Below are 14,379 nucleotides of genomic sequence, written 5' to 3'. Positions count from 1 at the left end.
CCCGCCGCCGGTCTACCTCGGCGGCGCGTCCCCGGCCGCCGAGGCGGGTCGCCGCCCGACAGGCCGACGCGTACCTGATGTGGGGGGAACCGCCCGCCGCGATCGCCGCCCGGGTGGCCCGGGTCCGGGCCCGCGCCGCCGAGCAGGGCCGCACCCTGCGCACCGGGCTGCGGCTGCACGTCATCGCCCGACCCACCGCCGACGAGGCGTGGGCCGAGGCGGACCGGCTGCTGGCCGGGATGAGCCCGGACCGGATCGCCGCCGCCCAGGCCCGGTTCGGCCGGATGGACTCCGTCGGCCAGGCCCGGATGACCGCGCTGCACGACGGCCGCGCCGACGGCCTCACCGTCGCGCCGAACCTCTGGGCCGGGATCGGCCTGGTCCGCGAGGGCGCGGGCACCGCCCTGGTCGGCAGCTACGCCCAGGTCGCCGCCCGGATCGACGAGTACGCCACGAACGGTGTCGACGAGTTCATCCTCTCCGGCTGGCCGCACCGGGAGGAGGCGGAACGGGTCGGCGCAGAGGTGCTGCCCCGGGTCACCGCGCTGCCCGTCCCGCTGCCGCGCTGAGTCGCAGCCCGAGGACGGCCGTTGGCGCGGGTGACGACACGCTAGGGTCGATCACGTGCCGACCCGGAGAGCCAGAATTCCCGCGACGAAGTACCCGGTCGAGCGGTTCACCCTCGACAACGGTCTACGGGTGGTCCTCACCCCGGACCGCAGCGCCCCGGTGATCGGTGTGGCGGTCGTCTACGACGTCGGCATCCGCTCCGAGCCGCAGGGGCGCACCGGCTTCGCCCACCTCTTCGAGCACCTGATGTTCCAGGGCTCGGAGAACCTGGAGAAGCTGGCCCACTTCCGGCACGTGCAGGGTGCCGGCGGCACCTTCAACGGCTCCACCCACCTGGACTACACCGACTACTACGAGACGCTGCCCGGCAGCGCCCTGGAACGGGCGCTGTTCCTGGAGGCCGACCGGATGCGCGGCCCCCGGCTGACCGAGGAGAACCTGCGCAACCAGGTCGACGTGGTCAAGGAGGAGATCCGGGTCAACGTGCTCAACCGGCCGTACGGCGGGTTCCCCTGGCTGACCCTGCCGCCGGTCATGTTCGACACCTTCCCCAACGCGCACGACGGCTACGGCTCCTTCGACGACCTGGAGTCCGCCACCGTCGCCGACGCCGCCGACTTCTTCCGCCGCTACTACGCCAGCGGCAACGCCGTTCTCGCGGTCAGCGGGGACATCGACGTCGCGGAGGCGACCGCCCTGGTCGAACGGCACTTCGGTGACGTGCCGGCCCGGCCCGCCCCGGAGCGTCCCGACTTCACCGAGCCCGACCTGACCGTCGAGCGGCGCACCTCGTACACCGATCGGATGGCGCCGTTGCCGGCGGTGGCCTCGGCGTGGCGGGTGCCCGACCCGGTCGGCGACTTCGCCGGCTACCTCCCGTTCGTGGTCCTCGCCGAGGTGCTCACCGACGGGGAGGCTTCCCGGCTGGTCGAGCGGATGGTCCAGCGGGACCGCAGTGTGACCGGTCTCGGCGGCTACCTCGGCTTCATGGGCGACCCGTTCGACGTCCGCGACCCCACCGCGCTGCTGCTCCAGGCGCACCTGCCGCCCGGCGGCGACGTGGACAAGGCGCTGCGCACCGTGGACGAGGAACTGGACCGGCTGGCCACCGACGGGCTGACCGACGGTGAACTGGCCCGCACGCAGGCACGAATGGCCACCCACCTGCTGCGGGAAACCGACGCGGTGCTCGGCCGGGCGTTGCGGATGGCGGTGCTGGAACAACAGCGTGGCGAGCCGGGACTGCTCAACGAGCTGCCCCGGCTGGTCGGCGAGGTCACCGAGGAGCAGGTCCGGGCCGCCGCCGCCACGCTCCGACCGGAGCGCCGCGCGTCCATCGAGGTCATCCCCGGAGGTGCCCGGTGAGCGCGAGGAGTGAGCCGGGGTTGCGAGCCCCGCAGTCGCGAACGAAGGTGGCCCGGTGAGCGCGAGGAGTGAGCCGGGGTTGCGAGCCCCGCAGTCGCGAACGGAAGGTGGCCCGATGACCACCACCACCCGGGTCCTGCCGCCGCTCGGCCCCACCCGCCGGCTCAAGCTGCCCAGGCAGGCCGAGCGCCGGCTCGGCAACGGGCTCACCGTGATCGCGGTACGCCGGCCCGCCGTCCCCCTGGTCGAGCTGCGGCTGTGGATGCCGTTCGGCCGGACCCACCTGGCCCGGGGCGCGATGCTCGCGGAGACCGTGCTCGCCGGCACCGGGGCCCTCACCGCCACCCAGATCGCCGCCGAGTTGCAGAAGGTCGGTGGCGGGCTCTCCGCCGGGGCCGACCCGGACCGGCTGATGCTCTCCGGCGCGGGCCTGGTCACCGGGCTGGACCGGATGCTGGAGATCCTGGCCGACGTCTTGACAGATGCCAGCTACCCGACGGACTGGGTGGAGACCGAGCGGGACCGGCTGGTCGACCGGATCCAGGTGGCGCAGAGCCAGCCCGCCCACCTGGCCCGTACCGCGCTGCTGCGACGGATCTACGGGCGGCACCCGTACGCGGTGCAGACCCCGGAGCCGGAGCAGGTCCGCGCGGTCCGTCCGGCGGTGCTGCGCCGACTGCACGCCGAGCGGGTGCACCCGGCCGAGGCGGTGCTGGTGCTGGTCGGCGACGTGCAGCCGGAGCGGGCGCTGGACGCCGCGGAGAAGGCCCTGGCCGGCTGGACCGGGGACAGCCGGGGCGTCGACCTGCCGCCCGCGCCACCGTTGGAACCCGGTCCGCTGCTGCTGGTGGACCGACCCGGCTCGGTGCAGTCGTCGCTGCGCATCGCGCTGCCGGCGGTGCCCCGCACCCATCCGGACCACGCCGCGCTGCAACTGACGAACCTGATCTTCGGGGGTTACTTCTCGTCCCGTTGGACGGAGAACATCCGCGAGGACAAGGGCTACACCTACGGCCCGCACTCGTCGGTCGAGCATTCCGTCGCCGGGTCGGTGCTGGTCGCCGCCGCCGAGGTGGCCACCGAGGTGACCGGTCCGGCCCTGCTGGAGACGACGTACGAGCTGGGTCGGCTGGCCTCGCTGCCGCCCAGGCCGGACGAGTTGGAACAGGCCCGCCAGTACGCCCTGGGCACCCTCCAGCTCGGCATGTCCACCCAGGCCGGGCTGGCTGCGCTGACCAGCGCGTACGCCGGTAACGGGCTGCGTCTGGACTTCCTCGCCGAGCACGCCGCCCGGCTGGCGAAGGTCACCGTCGACGACGTCGCCGAGGTGGGTGCCCGGTATCTCGCCCCGGCGCGGGCGGTCGTCGTGGTGCTCGGTGACGCCGAGCGGGTCGCCGGTCCGCTGGCCGCCCTCACCCCGGTCCGTACGGAGTCGGCGTGAGCGGTGAGAGCGCGCCGCCGCTGGCCCGGTCCACCACCCTGGACCGGGCGGCGTACCGGCGTACCGACCCGCAGTGGTTGGCGCAGGCCTGGCGGCGGGCCCGGGTGCTGGTGCTGGACTCGACCAGGGACGGGCGGGCGCTGGTCCGCACCGACGTGAACCCGCCGGTGCTGGTGCTGCGGGACGCCGTCGACGTCGGCTCGCCGGGGGAGGCGTACCCGCTCTTCCTCGGGGTGGAGCCCGACGGCGTGCCGGTCTTCGCGGTGGACGCTCCGCTGCCCGACCTGCCGGGCACCCGGGAGGCCAACCTGCGCGAGATCGGCCACCTGCTCGGTGATCGGGACGCCGCGATCTTCACCACCGCGTTCGCCCTGGTCAACTGGCATCTGGGGCACGGTTGGTCGCCCCGGACCGGGCACCGGACCGAGATCGCCGAGGGCGGCTGGTCCCGGGTGGACGCGGACGGCCACCGGGCCTGGCCGCGTACCGACCCGGCGATGATCGTCCTGGTGCACGACGGGCTGGACGGCCCGGACGGTCGCTGCCTGCTCGGCAACAACGCCACCTGGCCGCGCACCCCGGGGCAGCGGCGCTTCTCCTGCCTCGCCGGCTACGTCGAGCCGGGGGAGTCGGCCGAGGCGGCCGTGCTGCGCGAGGTCCGCGAGGAGGTCGGCGTCGGGGTCGAGCGGATCACGTACGCCGGCAGCCAGGCCTGGCCGTTCCCCGGCTCGCTGATGCTGGGCTACCTGGCCGAGGCGGACCCGGGGGAGCCGGTGCGGGTCGACCCGACGGAGATCGCGTACGCCCGCTGGTTCACCCGACGGGAGATCGGCGCGGTGCTGGCCGGCCGGGCGGTGGACGCCGGGGACGGCGACCGGGTGATCCTGCCGCCACCGTCGTCGATCGCGCTCTTCCTGATCCACCGCTGGCTCGACGGCCACTGCTGACCCCATCCTGGTCAGGTCGGTTGCCGTCCGGAGGCGACAGTTGCGGTGACCCGGACGACGCGGGGCCGCCGGCAACCCTGCCGACGGCCCCATCCGTTCCGCGGATCAGTCCAGTGCGAACTGTCCGTTCTTCGTGCCCTCGATGAAGCCGAGCCAACCGGCCCGCGGGAACAGCAGGATCGGGCCGCTGGGGTCCTTGCTGTCCCGCAGCGCCACCTCGGCCGTTCCGGTGTGCAGCTGGGCGACCTCCACGCAGTTGGAGGTCTGGCTGCGGGTGCTCTTGTGCCAGCGCGCGTCGGCGGGCACGGTCTCCTGGATCTCGTTCATGGTTCTGCTCCTGGTTCCTGGAACTGCTTCGACGGAACGAGTGGCGGTCGCCCGGCCCGGACGGGGCCGGTGCGGATCACCGTTCCGTCAGGCGCCCGGGTTGTCGGCGGCGCTGGGCCGGCGCTGCCGCCGGACCCTGGACCGCCATGGACGAGGCCGCCGTGTCGGTCAGCCGTCCCGTCGCCGTGAAGAGCCAGGTAAGGGTGTCCGATGCGGAGAGCGCCGCCGAGCATAGCCACTCAAATGCCACTTTATAGCGATTTACCGTGGATGCCTCGGTCGACATGACGTCGATGAAGCCTCCTTCGATCGCCAGCGTCTCCGGATCCTGCGGATCGGCGAACCGGTAGAGCGAGAAGGCCGTCGGCGGCAGGTAGAAATCGCCGATCGGGGTGTCCCGCAGGAGCAGGTGCAACGTCACGTTCGGGAGCATGGCCAGCTCGCTGAGGTGGTCGAGCTGATCCCGCAGCACGTCCGGCGGGCCGGCCCGCCGGCCCAGCGCCGCCTCCTCCAGCACCGCCGTGTACCGGGGGGCGTCCGTGCGGTCCAGCAGGGACTGCCGGCCCAGCCGGGCCTTGACCTCGGTCTCCGGGTCGTCCCCGGCGGACGGGCCGGCCAACTCGGCGGCGTTGGCCGAGACGATCCGCAGCCGGGCGTACCCCTCGGTCTGCAACAGACCCGGCACCAGCACCGGGTTGTACTCGCGGATCTGGGCGCAGCCCGCCTCCAGCTCCGCCCACCCCAACTGCTGCTGGGTCATCACCGGGTACGACCTGCGCCAGGCCCGCATGTCGCCGGCCTCGTCGGTGATGACGAGCAGTTCTTCGCGCAGCTCGGCGTCGGCCTCGTAGAGGTCGAGCAGGACGCTGACGTCCTCCGGGTCGGGCCGGCTGCGGCCGTTCTCCAGCCGGGAGAGCTTCGATGCCGACGCCCAGCCGATCCGCTCGATCACCTGGTCGCCGGTGAGTCCCGCCGCCTCGCGCAGGCGACGCAGGTCATTGCCGAGCCTGCGTCGACGCAGGATCGGACTCGGTACGGCAGGAGGCACGGTGTCCTCGATTCCGTCGACCGCCGCGGACGCGACGGTAACTGTATGAAATTCGCCCCCCACGGTCAGTATGGACGGCGCGGCCGGCGTCGGAGGTCCCGGCGAGGGCGTGTCTTGCGACAAAAAGAGGACTGTGGAACCTGCCAGCCGAGCTGCGGGACGATGTCGTCCCCACCCGGCGGCAGCTCCCCCGTACGCGTCCACCCGGGCGCCACCCCCCGCCGGAGGGAACCCCATGCGCACCGTCCTGCGCCGCCCCGACTTCCGTCTGCTCTTCGTCGCGCTGCTGGCCAGCATGGCGGCCGAGTCGATGCTGCTGCTCGCCCTCGCCATCTGGGTCAAGGATCTGACCGGCTCCGACGGGCTGGCCGGCGCGACCATCTTCGCGATCATCGCGCCGATGGTGCTGGCCCCGCTGGTCGGCTGGGTCGTCGACCGCTACCCCCGCCGGCCGTTCTTCGTGGCCGCAAACCTCGGCACGGCACTGCTGCTCACCCCGCTCTTCGCGGTCCGCGACCGGGCCGACGTCTGGATCATCTACGTGGTGGCCGCCCTCTACGGGCTGTCCTACCTGACGCTGCACGCGACCCTGAGCGGGCTGCTCCGCCAGCTCGTGCCGAGCGAACTGCTGGCCGACGCGAACGGGGCGTTGCAGACCGTGCGGCAGGGCCTGCGCCTCGGTGGCCCGCTGGCCGGAGCGGCCCTGTACGCGGCGGTCGGCGGCTGGCTGCTCACCAGCCTGGCGATGACCGGCTTCGTGGTCGCCGCCGCCGTGGTGGGACTGCTCCGGGTGACCGAGCACCCGCCCGCCACCGCCACCCTGCGCTGGCCGGCCGAGCTCGGCGCCGGGTTGCGCCACCTGACCCGTGAGGCGGCCCTGCGTCGGGCCCTGCTCGGTTACGGTTTCGGCTCACTCGTGATGGGCTTCACCGAGTCGCTGATCTTCGCGTACGTCGACCAGGGGCTGCGCCGCGACGCCGCCTTCGTCGGGGTGCTGATCACCGTGCAGGGGATCGGCGGCCTGGTGGGCGGTCTGATCTCGCCGACGGTCGTCCGCCGGGTCGGCGAGCTGGGGGCGCTCGCCGCCGGGGTGACCCTCTTCGGCCCGGCCGCGCTGGCCCTGGCCCGGCCGGACCTGCGGCTCGGCGTGCTGGCCCTGCTGCTCGCCGGGCTGTCCCTGCCGCTGACCATGGTCGGGCTGACCACGCTGGTCCAGCGGCGTACCCCGCCGGGGCTGCTCGGTCGGGTCACCGCGGCCTCCGAGGCGCTGGTCAGCGCGCCGCAGGCGGTCTCCATCGGGACCGGGGCGCTGCTCGTCGGCGTGTTCGACTACCGGCTGCTCTTCGTTCTCGTCGGGGTGGTCACCACGGCCGCCGGCCTCTGGCTCTGGCAGGGCCGCCGCCTCACCCCGCCGAGCGCCCTCATCCCGCCGCCCCCACCCGCGCCCACTCCGGCCGCCCGTATCCCGGCCCCCCGCCGGCCTCTTCCCGACCCCTCGGCCACGCACCGTCTCCCCGGCCGGTGACCCGAAACCCCGGGAGCGGCCGGCCCGGGTGGGCAGGCCGCTGCCGGGGCGGGCCGCGGGGTCAGCTGGGGAGCGCGGCCAGGTGCTGCTTGACCTGGGTGATGGAGGGGTTGGTGAGGGCGCTGCCGTCGGCGAAGCGCAGCGTCGGGACGGTCTGGTTGCCGCCGTTGACGCTCATCACGAAGTCCGCGGCCTTCGGGTCCTGCTCGATGTCGACCACCTCGTACCCGATGCCTTCCCGGTCCAGCTGCGACCTCAGCCGGTGGCAGTAGCCGCACCACGGGGTGGAATACATGGTCAACATCGTCGGATCCTCCAAGGGTCGCCGCACCCGGCCGGGTCAGGCCAGGCTAACGGGTGCAACATCGGCCGGAGCTGAGATGATTCCTCGCTGTGGTGGTTCACTCAGCGGCGGAGTCGGTGCTCGCCGGGCTGGATCCGGAGCAGCGGTCGGCGGTGACCGCCCCGGCCGGCCCGGTCTGCATCCTGGCCGGCGCCGGGACCGGCAAGACCCGCGCGGTGACCTCCCGGATCGCCCACCGGGTGCTGGCCGGGGAGATCTCCGGCCGGCACGTGCTGGCGGTCACCTTCACCGCGCGGGCCGCCGCCGAGATGCGAGCCCGACTCGCCCTGATCGGAGTGCCGGGGGTGCAGGCGCGGACGTTCCACGCGGCGGCGCTGCGCCAGGTGCGCTACTTCGCGCCCCGGCTGCTGTCCGGGCGGGCCATGCCGGAGTTGCTGGACAGCAAGGTCCGGGTGGTCACCCTGGCCGCCGCCAAGGTCGGCCTGCGGGCCGACCGGGCCGCCGCCCGGGACCTGGCCGGCGAGATCGAGTGGGCCAAGTCGTCGCTGGTCGAGCCGGGGGAGTACGCGGTCGCCGCGGCCAAGGCACTGCGTGAGACGCCGTACGAGCCGGCGAAGGTGGCCGAGGTCTTCACCGCGTACGAACGGCTGAAACGGTCCTCCGGGGTGATCGACTTCGAGGACATGCTGCGGGCCGCGGTCTGGGGGATCGAGGAGCACCGGGACGTGGCCGAGCAGGTACGCGGCCAGTACCGGCACTTCGTCGTCGACGAGTACCAGGACGTCAACCCGCTCCAGCAACGGCTGCTCGACGCCTGGCTGGGCGGTCGGGACGACGTGACAGTGGTCGGCGACGCCAGCCAGACCATCTACTCGTTCACCGGGGCGACCTCGGCGTACCTGATCGACTTCCCGCGCCGGCACCGCGCCGCCACGGTGGTCCGGCTGGTCCGCGACTACCGGTCCACCCCGCAGGTGGTCGGCCTGGCCAACGCGGTGATCGGTCAGGCCCGGGGCACCGAGGCGCGGCTGCGCCTGGAGCTGCACGGCCAGCGCCCGGCCGGCCCCGAACCGGAGCTGCGGATCTTCACCGACGAGCCGGCCGAGGCGAACGCGGTGGCGGCCCGCTGCCGGACGCTTGTCGACGCGGGCACCCCGGCGAAGGAGATCGCCGTGCTGTTCCGCACCAACGCCCAGTCCGAGGCGTACGAGAAGGCGCTGACCGAGGCCGGCGTCCCGTACGTGGTGCAGGGCGCGGAGCGGTTCTTCGAACGGTCCGAGGTCCGCCAGGCGATGGTGGCGCTGCGGGCCGCCACCCGGTCGATCCCCGGCGAGACCCCGCTGCCGATCGCCGTCCGGGAGGCGCTGACCGCCGTCGGCTGGGCCCCCGACGCCGCCCCGCCCGGTGGGGCCGCCCGGGAGCGCTGGGAGGCGCTCGCCGCCCTGGTCCAGCTCGCCGAGGAGTACGCGGCCACCCCCGAGGTGCTGCCGATCGGCGAGGCGGCGGCGGTGGAGCGCCCGGTCACCCTGGCGGACTTCAACGACGAGCTGGCCCGGCGGGCCGCCCAGCAGCACGTGCCGACCGTCGACGGGGTGACCCTGGCGTCCCTGCACTCGGCCAAGGGGCTGGAGTGGGACGCGGTCTTCCTGGTCGGCCTCTCCGAGGGCACCCTGCCCACCTCGTACGCCCGTACCCCGGAGCAGGTCGAGGAGGAGCGGCGGCTGCTCTACGTCGGGATCACCCGGGCCCGCCAGTGGCTCTGGCTGTCGTACGCCTCGGCCCGCTCGCCGGGTGGGCGGGCCCGCCGCCCCTCGCGGTTCCTGCCCCAGCTGGACCGGACGGGCGGCGGCGAACGGGCCGGCACGGGCCGGGCGAGCGGGGTGAGCGGGGCGAAGCGGGCGGTGGAGCGCCGGCGGACCCAGGTGGTGTCCTGCCGGATCTGCGGCGCGACCCTGCTGGCCGGCCCGGACCGCAAGTTGGGCCGCTGCCCGACCTGCCCGTCCGACATCGACGAGGATCTGTACGAGCGGCTGTGTGACTGGCGGGCCCGGGTGGCCGGGGCGCAGAAGGTCCCGGCGTACGTGGTGTTCACCGACGCCACCCTCGTCGCGCTGGCCGAACGGCGGCCGGGCCGGGTCGAGGAGTTGATCGCGATCGCCGGCATCGGCCCCCGCAAACTCGGCCTGTACGGCGAGGCGGTGCTGGCGTTGGTCGACGGTGCGGCGGTGGACGACATCGGCCCGGAGAAAACTTTGGAAATCTCGTCGTAAATTCGTTTGCCCTCGCCCCGGGGCGAGGAATAGCCTCAGAACACACCTCGGGAGCAGCGCCATTCCGGCTGCTCACGGGGGCTGAGTCCGAGTCGGCACGAGGAACGTGAGGGAGGTGGCACCCGTGGAGATCTTGACCTATGAGCGTCCGGCGGCGATGCCAGCTGCCTTCGCTCCGCCGTCGGCTGTCCGGGTGGCCCCTGCCGCCGCCCGACCGTCGAACCCGCAGGTGCACCAGGTCTCGGTTCAGGCCGAGCTGAACCTGACTGCTGCGCCCACTGCGGGAGCCGAGGGGACCAGTGGCTTCACGGGTCTGGGCATCGATGTCGCCAAGAAGCGCATGGATGTCCGCGGCGTTCCACCTCGAGGTAGACCGGTCTGATACCCAGACCACCGGCTCACCTCGAGGCCGCGGAACCCGCTCACCGGGATCCGCGGCCTCAGTTTTTTTGCCCGTCGAAGTACGTCGGAAATGCGATCCACGAGATCGAAGTGAGAGAGAGGTGACCGGGAGATGAGTCTGGCGTTGGCCCCCCTCGACGTGAGCGTCGAGTTGGAGGCGAACCTGCCCTGCCGGAAGTTCGACCCCGACCTGTGGTTCTCCGACTCGCCCACCGACCTGGAGCTCGCCAAGTCGCTCTGCGGGGACTGCCCGCTGCGCGTCGAGTGCCTGGCCGGCGCGGTCGAGCGGGCCGAGCCCTGGGGCGTCTGGGGCGGCGAGATCTTCGAGCGTGGCGCGGTCGTCCCGCGTAAGCGGCCCCGTGGCCGTCCGCGCAAGGAGGACCTCGCCCGCGACGCGGCCCTTCAGGTCGAGGCCGAGGCGCGACTGGCCGCCAGTGGTGTGGCCACCTTGCGCAGTGCGGTCCGGCTCGCAGCCTGACACCTACCCGATCCGTTCCACCCACCGCCGATGATCATCGGCCCCGAGAAAGTTGACACCGATGCTGCACCTGCCGAACGGAACCGAGATGCAACTACTCCACGAAGCGTTGTCCCGGGCTCGAATGCGCCGGCCTCAGGCCGGTCGTACCACCACGAGCACTGAGGCGCACCGTTCCGCCCGTACCGTCGCGATGAAGAGCCGGAGCCAGTCGGCTCGCGACCTGGGCGTTCTCTAGACCACCAGCGATACGCAGGGGCGGTGACCGGATTCCGGTCACCGCCCCCACGTCGTTCGTCGTCAGGGCACCGGCGCGAAGCCGGGCAGCCACCGTTCCAGGATGCCCCGGTACGGCGCCTTCGCCTCCAACTGGCAGAGCACTCCGATCGAGCCCAACGTCACCCGGTGGATGAGCAGGTACGACGGCGGCAGGTTGAGCTGCCGGCTGAACTGGAAGGCGGGCGACTTCGGGCTGGCCAGCCGGGTCGCCTCGGCGCGGAGCCAGGCCCGGGTGAACCGGAACTCCTCCTCGGCCACCGGTGCCAACATGGGCCGGATGTAGTCCAGCAGCGCCTGGGCGTCGATCGGTTCGGTCGGGTTGACGAAGCCCTCCTCGCGCAGCCCGGCGACGACCGCGTCGGCGTTACCGCGCAGCGACAGCCCGAGGAGCCGGCCGATCGGCTCGGGGGTGCCCTCGGGCATCCGGGCCACCGCCCCGAAGTCGATCACACCGAGCCGGCCGTCCGGCAGCAGCCGGAAGTTGCCCGGGTGTGGGTCGGCGTGCAGCAGCCCGGCCCGGGGTGGGGCGGACAGGTGCAGGGTCGCCATCAGCCGACCGGCGGCGTTCCGCTGCTCCTCGGTGCCCTCCCGGATGATGTCCGCCAGCGGTGTTCCCTCGATCCACTCGGTGACCAGCACTCGGGGCGACGCGGAGAGCACCGCCGGGATGAAGATCTCCGGATCGTCGGCGTACGCGGCGGCGAAGGCGCGCTGCGACTCGGCCTCCAGTTCGTAGTCCAGCTCCTCGGTGATCCGTTCCCGCAGCTCGGCCAGGAGTGGCTTGACGTCCAGGCCGGGTTGGATGGCCCGGAACATCCCGCCGAGCCGGGAGAGCTGCTTCAGGTCGGCGAGCAACGCGTCCCCGGCCCCCGGATACTGGATCTTGACGGCGGCGGTACGGGACACCCCGGTCTCCGGGTCCCGCCACACCGCCCGGTGCACCTGGCCGATGCTGGCCGCTGCAGCCGGGGTGTCGTCGAACTCCACGAACCGGTCCCGCCAGTCCGGCCCGAGTTGCTCGGTGAGCACCTTGTGCACGCTCGCCACCGGCAGCGGCGGGGCGGCCTCCTGGAGCTTCGTCAACGCCTGCCGGTAGGGCGCGGCGATCTCGTCCGGCAGCGCCGCCTCGAACACCGACAACGCCTGGCCGAACTTCATCGCCCCGCCCTTGAGCTGCCCGAGGACGCTGAAAAGCTGCTCGGCGGTGCGTTGCTGGATCTCGGCGGAGATGACGTCGGAGGCGATGCCGGTGACGCGCTTACCCATCCCGAGGACGGTCCGACCGGCGAAGCCGAGCGGCAGAGCGGCGAGCTTGGCGGTCCGGGAGACGGCGCGGCGCGGGATGTCGGTCACCCGGCCATTGTTACCGACTTCGTGCCCTCGGTGCTGCTCCGAAGCCGGGCCGGGTGCCCGCATACCCCTTCCGCGCCCCCTTTCCCGCTCCCGGCCCGGTCGGGCCGTGGTCACCGCCTGCGGCCGGTGCCGGAGCAGGATCACCGCCTGCGGCCGGTACCGGAGCAGGAGCAGGAGGGGTGCGGGGCCCAGGCCCGCCGGCGGAACCGGCCGGCCGGCCCGATCTCCACCGCGCAGCCCAGCGTCTCCGGGGTGCCGCCGTCGAGGTGGGTCAGCGCCTCGGCGACCGCGTAGCCGACGGCGGCGAGCAGGGTGGCGGTGCCGCAGGACTGGTCAGCGGTACCGGTGGCGAGCTGAGCGGCCAGGCCGGGCCAGCCCGGGTCGCGATCGGTGCGGTGCAGGTCCAGACAGTTCAGGCAGGGACCGACCGGTGGCCGGACCAGGGGACCGACCACCGGCACCCCCTCCCGGAGGGTGAGCAGCAGGTGCGGTTGGCGACGCCGGGCGTACCCGGTGGCGAGCAGGTCCGCCGGGCGGTCCGCACCGAGTTGCACCACCAACTCGACCCGGCGTCGGCCGGGCGAACGGGTCCGGGTGCCCGGGGCGGCACGCTCGATGGCGGCCCGGACCGCGGCGGCCAGCGGGTGTCCCACGTCGGAGGCGGCCAGCCCGGTCCCGACCAGGTCGCCCGGGTGCACCGGGCCGGTCAGCTCGGCTGTCACGTGACCGACGCCGGCCTGGGCCAGCGCCACGGCGACGGGTGCGCCGAGCCGGCCCGCCCCGGCCACCACCACCCGGGCGACGCGCCGTCGGCGGAGCACCTGGGCCGGGGTGCCGGGCAGGGCGGGCGCGGCCAGGGCGAGCGCCCCGGCCTCCGCGGCGAGCCGGCTACGGTCCGGGCCGGTCAGGTCGCGGGGAAGCAGGGTGTGCGCCGGTACGACCAGCCCGGCGGCGTGCAGCGTGTCGATCAGCCCGCGCGCCTGGCCGGGGTCGACCCGGGCGCTCGCCGCGTCCGCCAGGACGCCACGCTCGCTGCGGGTGCCGTCGAGCAGGTCGAGCAGCCGGGTGACGCGCGAGTCGGTCACCTCCAGCAGCACCGCCCGGCCCGGGGCCAGCCCCAGTTGCAGGGTGTGCCGGTCGCGCCAGAGCCTGGTCAGACCGGGCAGCAGAACAGGGCGGGACAGCGTCGGGCGAGGCGGCGTGGGGCGGGACAGGCTCATGTTGACTGATCGTGACCGAATCTCTGCGGTGAGTCGATCGTTGTCCACAGGTGCGCAGCGCTGGGTCCAGCGTTGTCCACAGGATTCGGCGAGATATCCACAACCCGCCGGTAGTCATGTCGGGCAACCGACAGTCGGTCGGGCCGGAGCGCCCGACCCGCCCCGAGCCCGTCAGCCCGCCCCGAGCCCGACGGCACGGTTCGGGTCGACGGCACGGTTCGGGTCGACGGGCGGGAGGGGCGGCCGGTGGCCGCCCCTCCCGCCCGTCACCCGGACGGGTCAGACCTTGGCCTTGCCCAGGATGCGGTTCACTGTTGTGCCACACACCGGACACTTGCCCTTGGCCATGTTCATCCCGGTCTTCGAAACCTCGACGTGCCCCTCGAAGTCCCGCTTCTCCTTGCACTTCACGCAGTAACCGTTGTAGGTCTGGGCCTGGTCGGCCACGGTAGCCTCCTCGTCTCGTCCGCCGGGCACGTCGGTCCGGCGGTTCTCCCGACGGCGGGCCACGCGGGGCGCCGGCGTCGGGTGCTTCTCCGCGGCCACCCACGTGACCGCCGGTTGGCGGACCCTACCCAGCTCTGGGCGGTTCCATGTCAGCTGTGCATCGACACTGTGAGCAAGTCGACGTCGAGAGTGTGCATCCCGAAATAGGCGGGATAAGTGAGTTTGCCGGGGACACGCCGTGTAGATCCCCGCAGGAGGTCCCCCGGACGGGGGTGCGGCGACGCCGTCCGGCTCGATCACCTACCGTGGAGATCGCGGCCGGCGGACGCCGTCGGGCTCGCCACGAAGGGTGACGGGGTCCGAAACTCATGGTCACCACCAGTTTTTTTCGGACTCCTTACTA

The 14,379-nt window shown here is 73.2% G+C and carries 14 protein-coding genes; 8 read left to right on the top strand and 6 right to left on the bottom strand.

Annotated elements, in window-relative coordinates; genetic code table 11:
* Nucleotides 1-77: 77 nt before the first annotated feature.
* The 4 genes from ACIG87_RS05130 (at nucleotide 78) to nudC (ending at nucleotide 4,323) form a co-directional block, all read left to right on the top strand.
* Nucleotides 78-569: an LLM class flavin-dependent oxidoreductase gene (locus ACIG87_RS05130; RefSeq protein WP_396848364.1), complete on the top strand. Its 492-nt coding sequence runs from the start codon at nucleotides 78-80 to the stop codon at nucleotides 567-569.
* Nucleotides 570-624: 55 nt separating this feature from the next.
* Entirely contained in the window at nucleotides 625-1,935 is a 1,311-nt protein-coding gene (locus tag ACIG87_RS05125; protein WP_396848362.1) for a M16 family metallopeptidase, read from the top strand.
* Nucleotides 1,936-2,050: 115 nt separating this feature from the next.
* The gene (locus ACIG87_RS05120) at nucleotides 2,051-3,376 is read left to right on the top strand and encodes a M16 family metallopeptidase (protein WP_396848361.1); all 1,326 of its coding nucleotides are present in this window, start codon (nucleotides 2,051-2,053) and stop codon (nucleotides 3,374-3,376) included.
* A complete protein-coding gene (nudC, locus tag ACIG87_RS05115; protein WP_396848359.1) occupies nucleotides 3,373-4,323 on the top strand; it encodes an NAD(+) diphosphatase in 951 nt (316 codons plus the stop codon). Before ACIG87_RS05120 ends, nudC begins: the two co-directional genes overlap by 4 nt.
* 105 nt (nucleotides 4,324-4,428) lie before the next feature.
* Here the strand turns inward: nudC and ACIG87_RS05110 are convergent, their stop codons facing one another.
* Nucleotides 4,429-4,650: a DUF397 domain-containing protein gene (locus ACIG87_RS05110; protein ID WP_396848357.1), complete on the bottom strand. Its 222-nt coding sequence runs from the start codon at nucleotides 4,648-4,650 to the stop codon at nucleotides 4,429-4,431.
* 76 nt (nucleotides 4,651-4,726) lie between these two features.
* Complete coding sequence (locus ACIG87_RS05105; RefSeq protein ID WP_396848356.1) at nucleotides 4,727-5,698, bottom strand: helix-turn-helix domain-containing protein; 972 nt, start codon at nucleotides 5,696-5,698, stop codon at nucleotides 4,727-4,729.
* A 235-nt stretch (nucleotides 5,699-5,933) separates the two neighbouring features.
* Here ACIG87_RS05105 and ACIG87_RS05100 point away from each other — a divergent pair, with 235 nt between their 5' ends.
* Entirely contained in the window at nucleotides 5,934-7,223 is a 1,290-nt protein-coding gene (locus ACIG87_RS05100; RefSeq protein WP_396848355.1) for an MFS transporter, read from the top strand.
* A gap of 61 nt (nucleotides 7,224-7,284) precedes the next feature.
* Here the strand turns inward: ACIG87_RS05100 and ACIG87_RS05095 are convergent, their stop codons facing one another.
* A complete protein-coding gene (locus ACIG87_RS05095; protein ID WP_396848353.1) occupies nucleotides 7,285-7,527 on the bottom strand; it encodes a mycoredoxin in 243 nt (80 codons plus the stop codon).
* Between the two features lie 89 nt (nucleotides 7,528-7,616).
* Between ACIG87_RS05095 and ACIG87_RS05090 the strand changes: the two genes are divergently transcribed.
* The 3 genes from ACIG87_RS05090 to ACIG87_RS05080 all read left to right on the top strand — a co-directional run bounded on the left by ACIG87_RS05090 (nucleotide 7,617) and on the right by ACIG87_RS05080 (nucleotide 10,677).
* A complete protein-coding gene (locus tag ACIG87_RS05090) occupies nucleotides 7,617-9,797 on the top strand; it encodes an ATP-dependent DNA helicase UvrD2 (RefSeq protein ID WP_396848352.1) in 2,181 nt (726 codons plus the stop codon).
* Nucleotides 9,798-9,921: 124 nt separating this feature from the next.
* The gene (locus tag ACIG87_RS05085) at nucleotides 9,922-10,179 is read left to right on the top strand and encodes a hypothetical protein (RefSeq protein WP_396848350.1); all 258 of its coding nucleotides are present in this window, start codon (nucleotides 9,922-9,924) and stop codon (nucleotides 10,177-10,179) included.
* Nucleotides 10,180-10,311: 132 nt separating this feature from the next.
* Nucleotides 10,312-10,677 carry a WhiB family transcriptional regulator gene (locus tag ACIG87_RS05080; RefSeq protein WP_396848348.1) on the top strand — a complete coding sequence of 122 codons (366 nt, stop codon included), beginning with the start codon at nucleotides 10,312-10,314 and terminating at the stop codon, nucleotides 10,675-10,677.
* Between the two features lie 300 nt (nucleotides 10,678-10,977).
* Here ACIG87_RS05080 and ACIG87_RS05075 read toward each other — a convergent pair whose 3' ends face one another.
* From ACIG87_RS05075 to ACIG87_RS05065, 3 genes are all read right to left on the bottom strand, one after another.
* Nucleotides 10,978-12,309: an ABC1 kinase family protein gene (locus ACIG87_RS05075; protein WP_396848347.1), complete on the bottom strand. Its 1,332-nt coding sequence runs from the start codon at nucleotides 12,307-12,309 to the stop codon at nucleotides 10,978-10,980.
* Between the two features lie 140 nt (nucleotides 12,310-12,449).
* Nucleotides 12,450-13,529: a ThiF family adenylyltransferase gene (locus ACIG87_RS05070; RefSeq protein ID WP_396848345.1), complete on the bottom strand. Its 1,080-nt coding sequence runs from the start codon at nucleotides 13,527-13,529 to the stop codon at nucleotides 12,450-12,452.
* Nucleotides 13,530-13,808: 279 nt separating this feature from the next.
* Nucleotides 13,809-13,976 carry a DUF5679 domain-containing protein gene (locus tag ACIG87_RS05065; RefSeq protein ID WP_007464795.1) on the bottom strand — a complete coding sequence of 56 codons (168 nt, stop codon included), beginning with the start codon at nucleotides 13,974-13,976 and terminating at the stop codon, nucleotides 13,809-13,811.
* Nucleotides 13,977-14,379: the final 403 nt, after the last annotated feature.

The sequence above is a fragment of the Micromonospora sp. NPDC051925 genome (assembly GCF_044548625.1).
Taxonomy (GTDB): Bacteria; Actinomycetota; Actinomycetes; order Mycobacteriales; family Micromonosporaceae; genus Micromonospora.
The sequence above is the reverse complement of the archived record's forward strand: the minus strand, read 5'-3'. Positions and strand labels throughout refer to the sequence as shown.

Coding starts and splice junctions, on each gene's coding strand:
- ACIG87_RS05130 (WP_396848364.1), top strand. CDS start 78: ATGTGGGGGGAACCGCCCGCCGCGATCGCCGCCCGGGTGGCCCGGGTC.
- ACIG87_RS05120 (WP_396848361.1), top strand. CDS start 2,051: ATGACCACCACCACCCGGGTCCTGCCGCCGCTCGGCCCCACCCGCCGG.
- ACIG87_RS05110 (WP_396848357.1), bottom strand. CDS start 4,650: ATGAACGAGATCCAGGAGACCGTGCCCGCCGACGCGCGCTGGCACAAG.
- ACIG87_RS05100 (WP_396848355.1), top strand. CDS start 5,934: ATGCGCACCGTCCTGCGCCGCCCCGACTTCCGTCTGCTCTTCGTCGCG.
- ACIG87_RS05095 (WP_396848353.1), bottom strand. CDS start 7,527: ATGTTGACCATGTATTCCACCCCGTGGTGCGGCTACTGCCACCGGCTG.
- ACIG87_RS05080 (WP_396848348.1), top strand. CDS start 10,312: ATGAGTCTGGCGTTGGCCCCCCTCGACGTGAGCGTCGAGTTGGAGGCG.
- ACIG87_RS05070 (WP_396848345.1), bottom strand. CDS start 13,529: ATGAGCCTGTCCCGCCCCACGCCGCCTCGCCCGACGCTGTCCCGCCCT.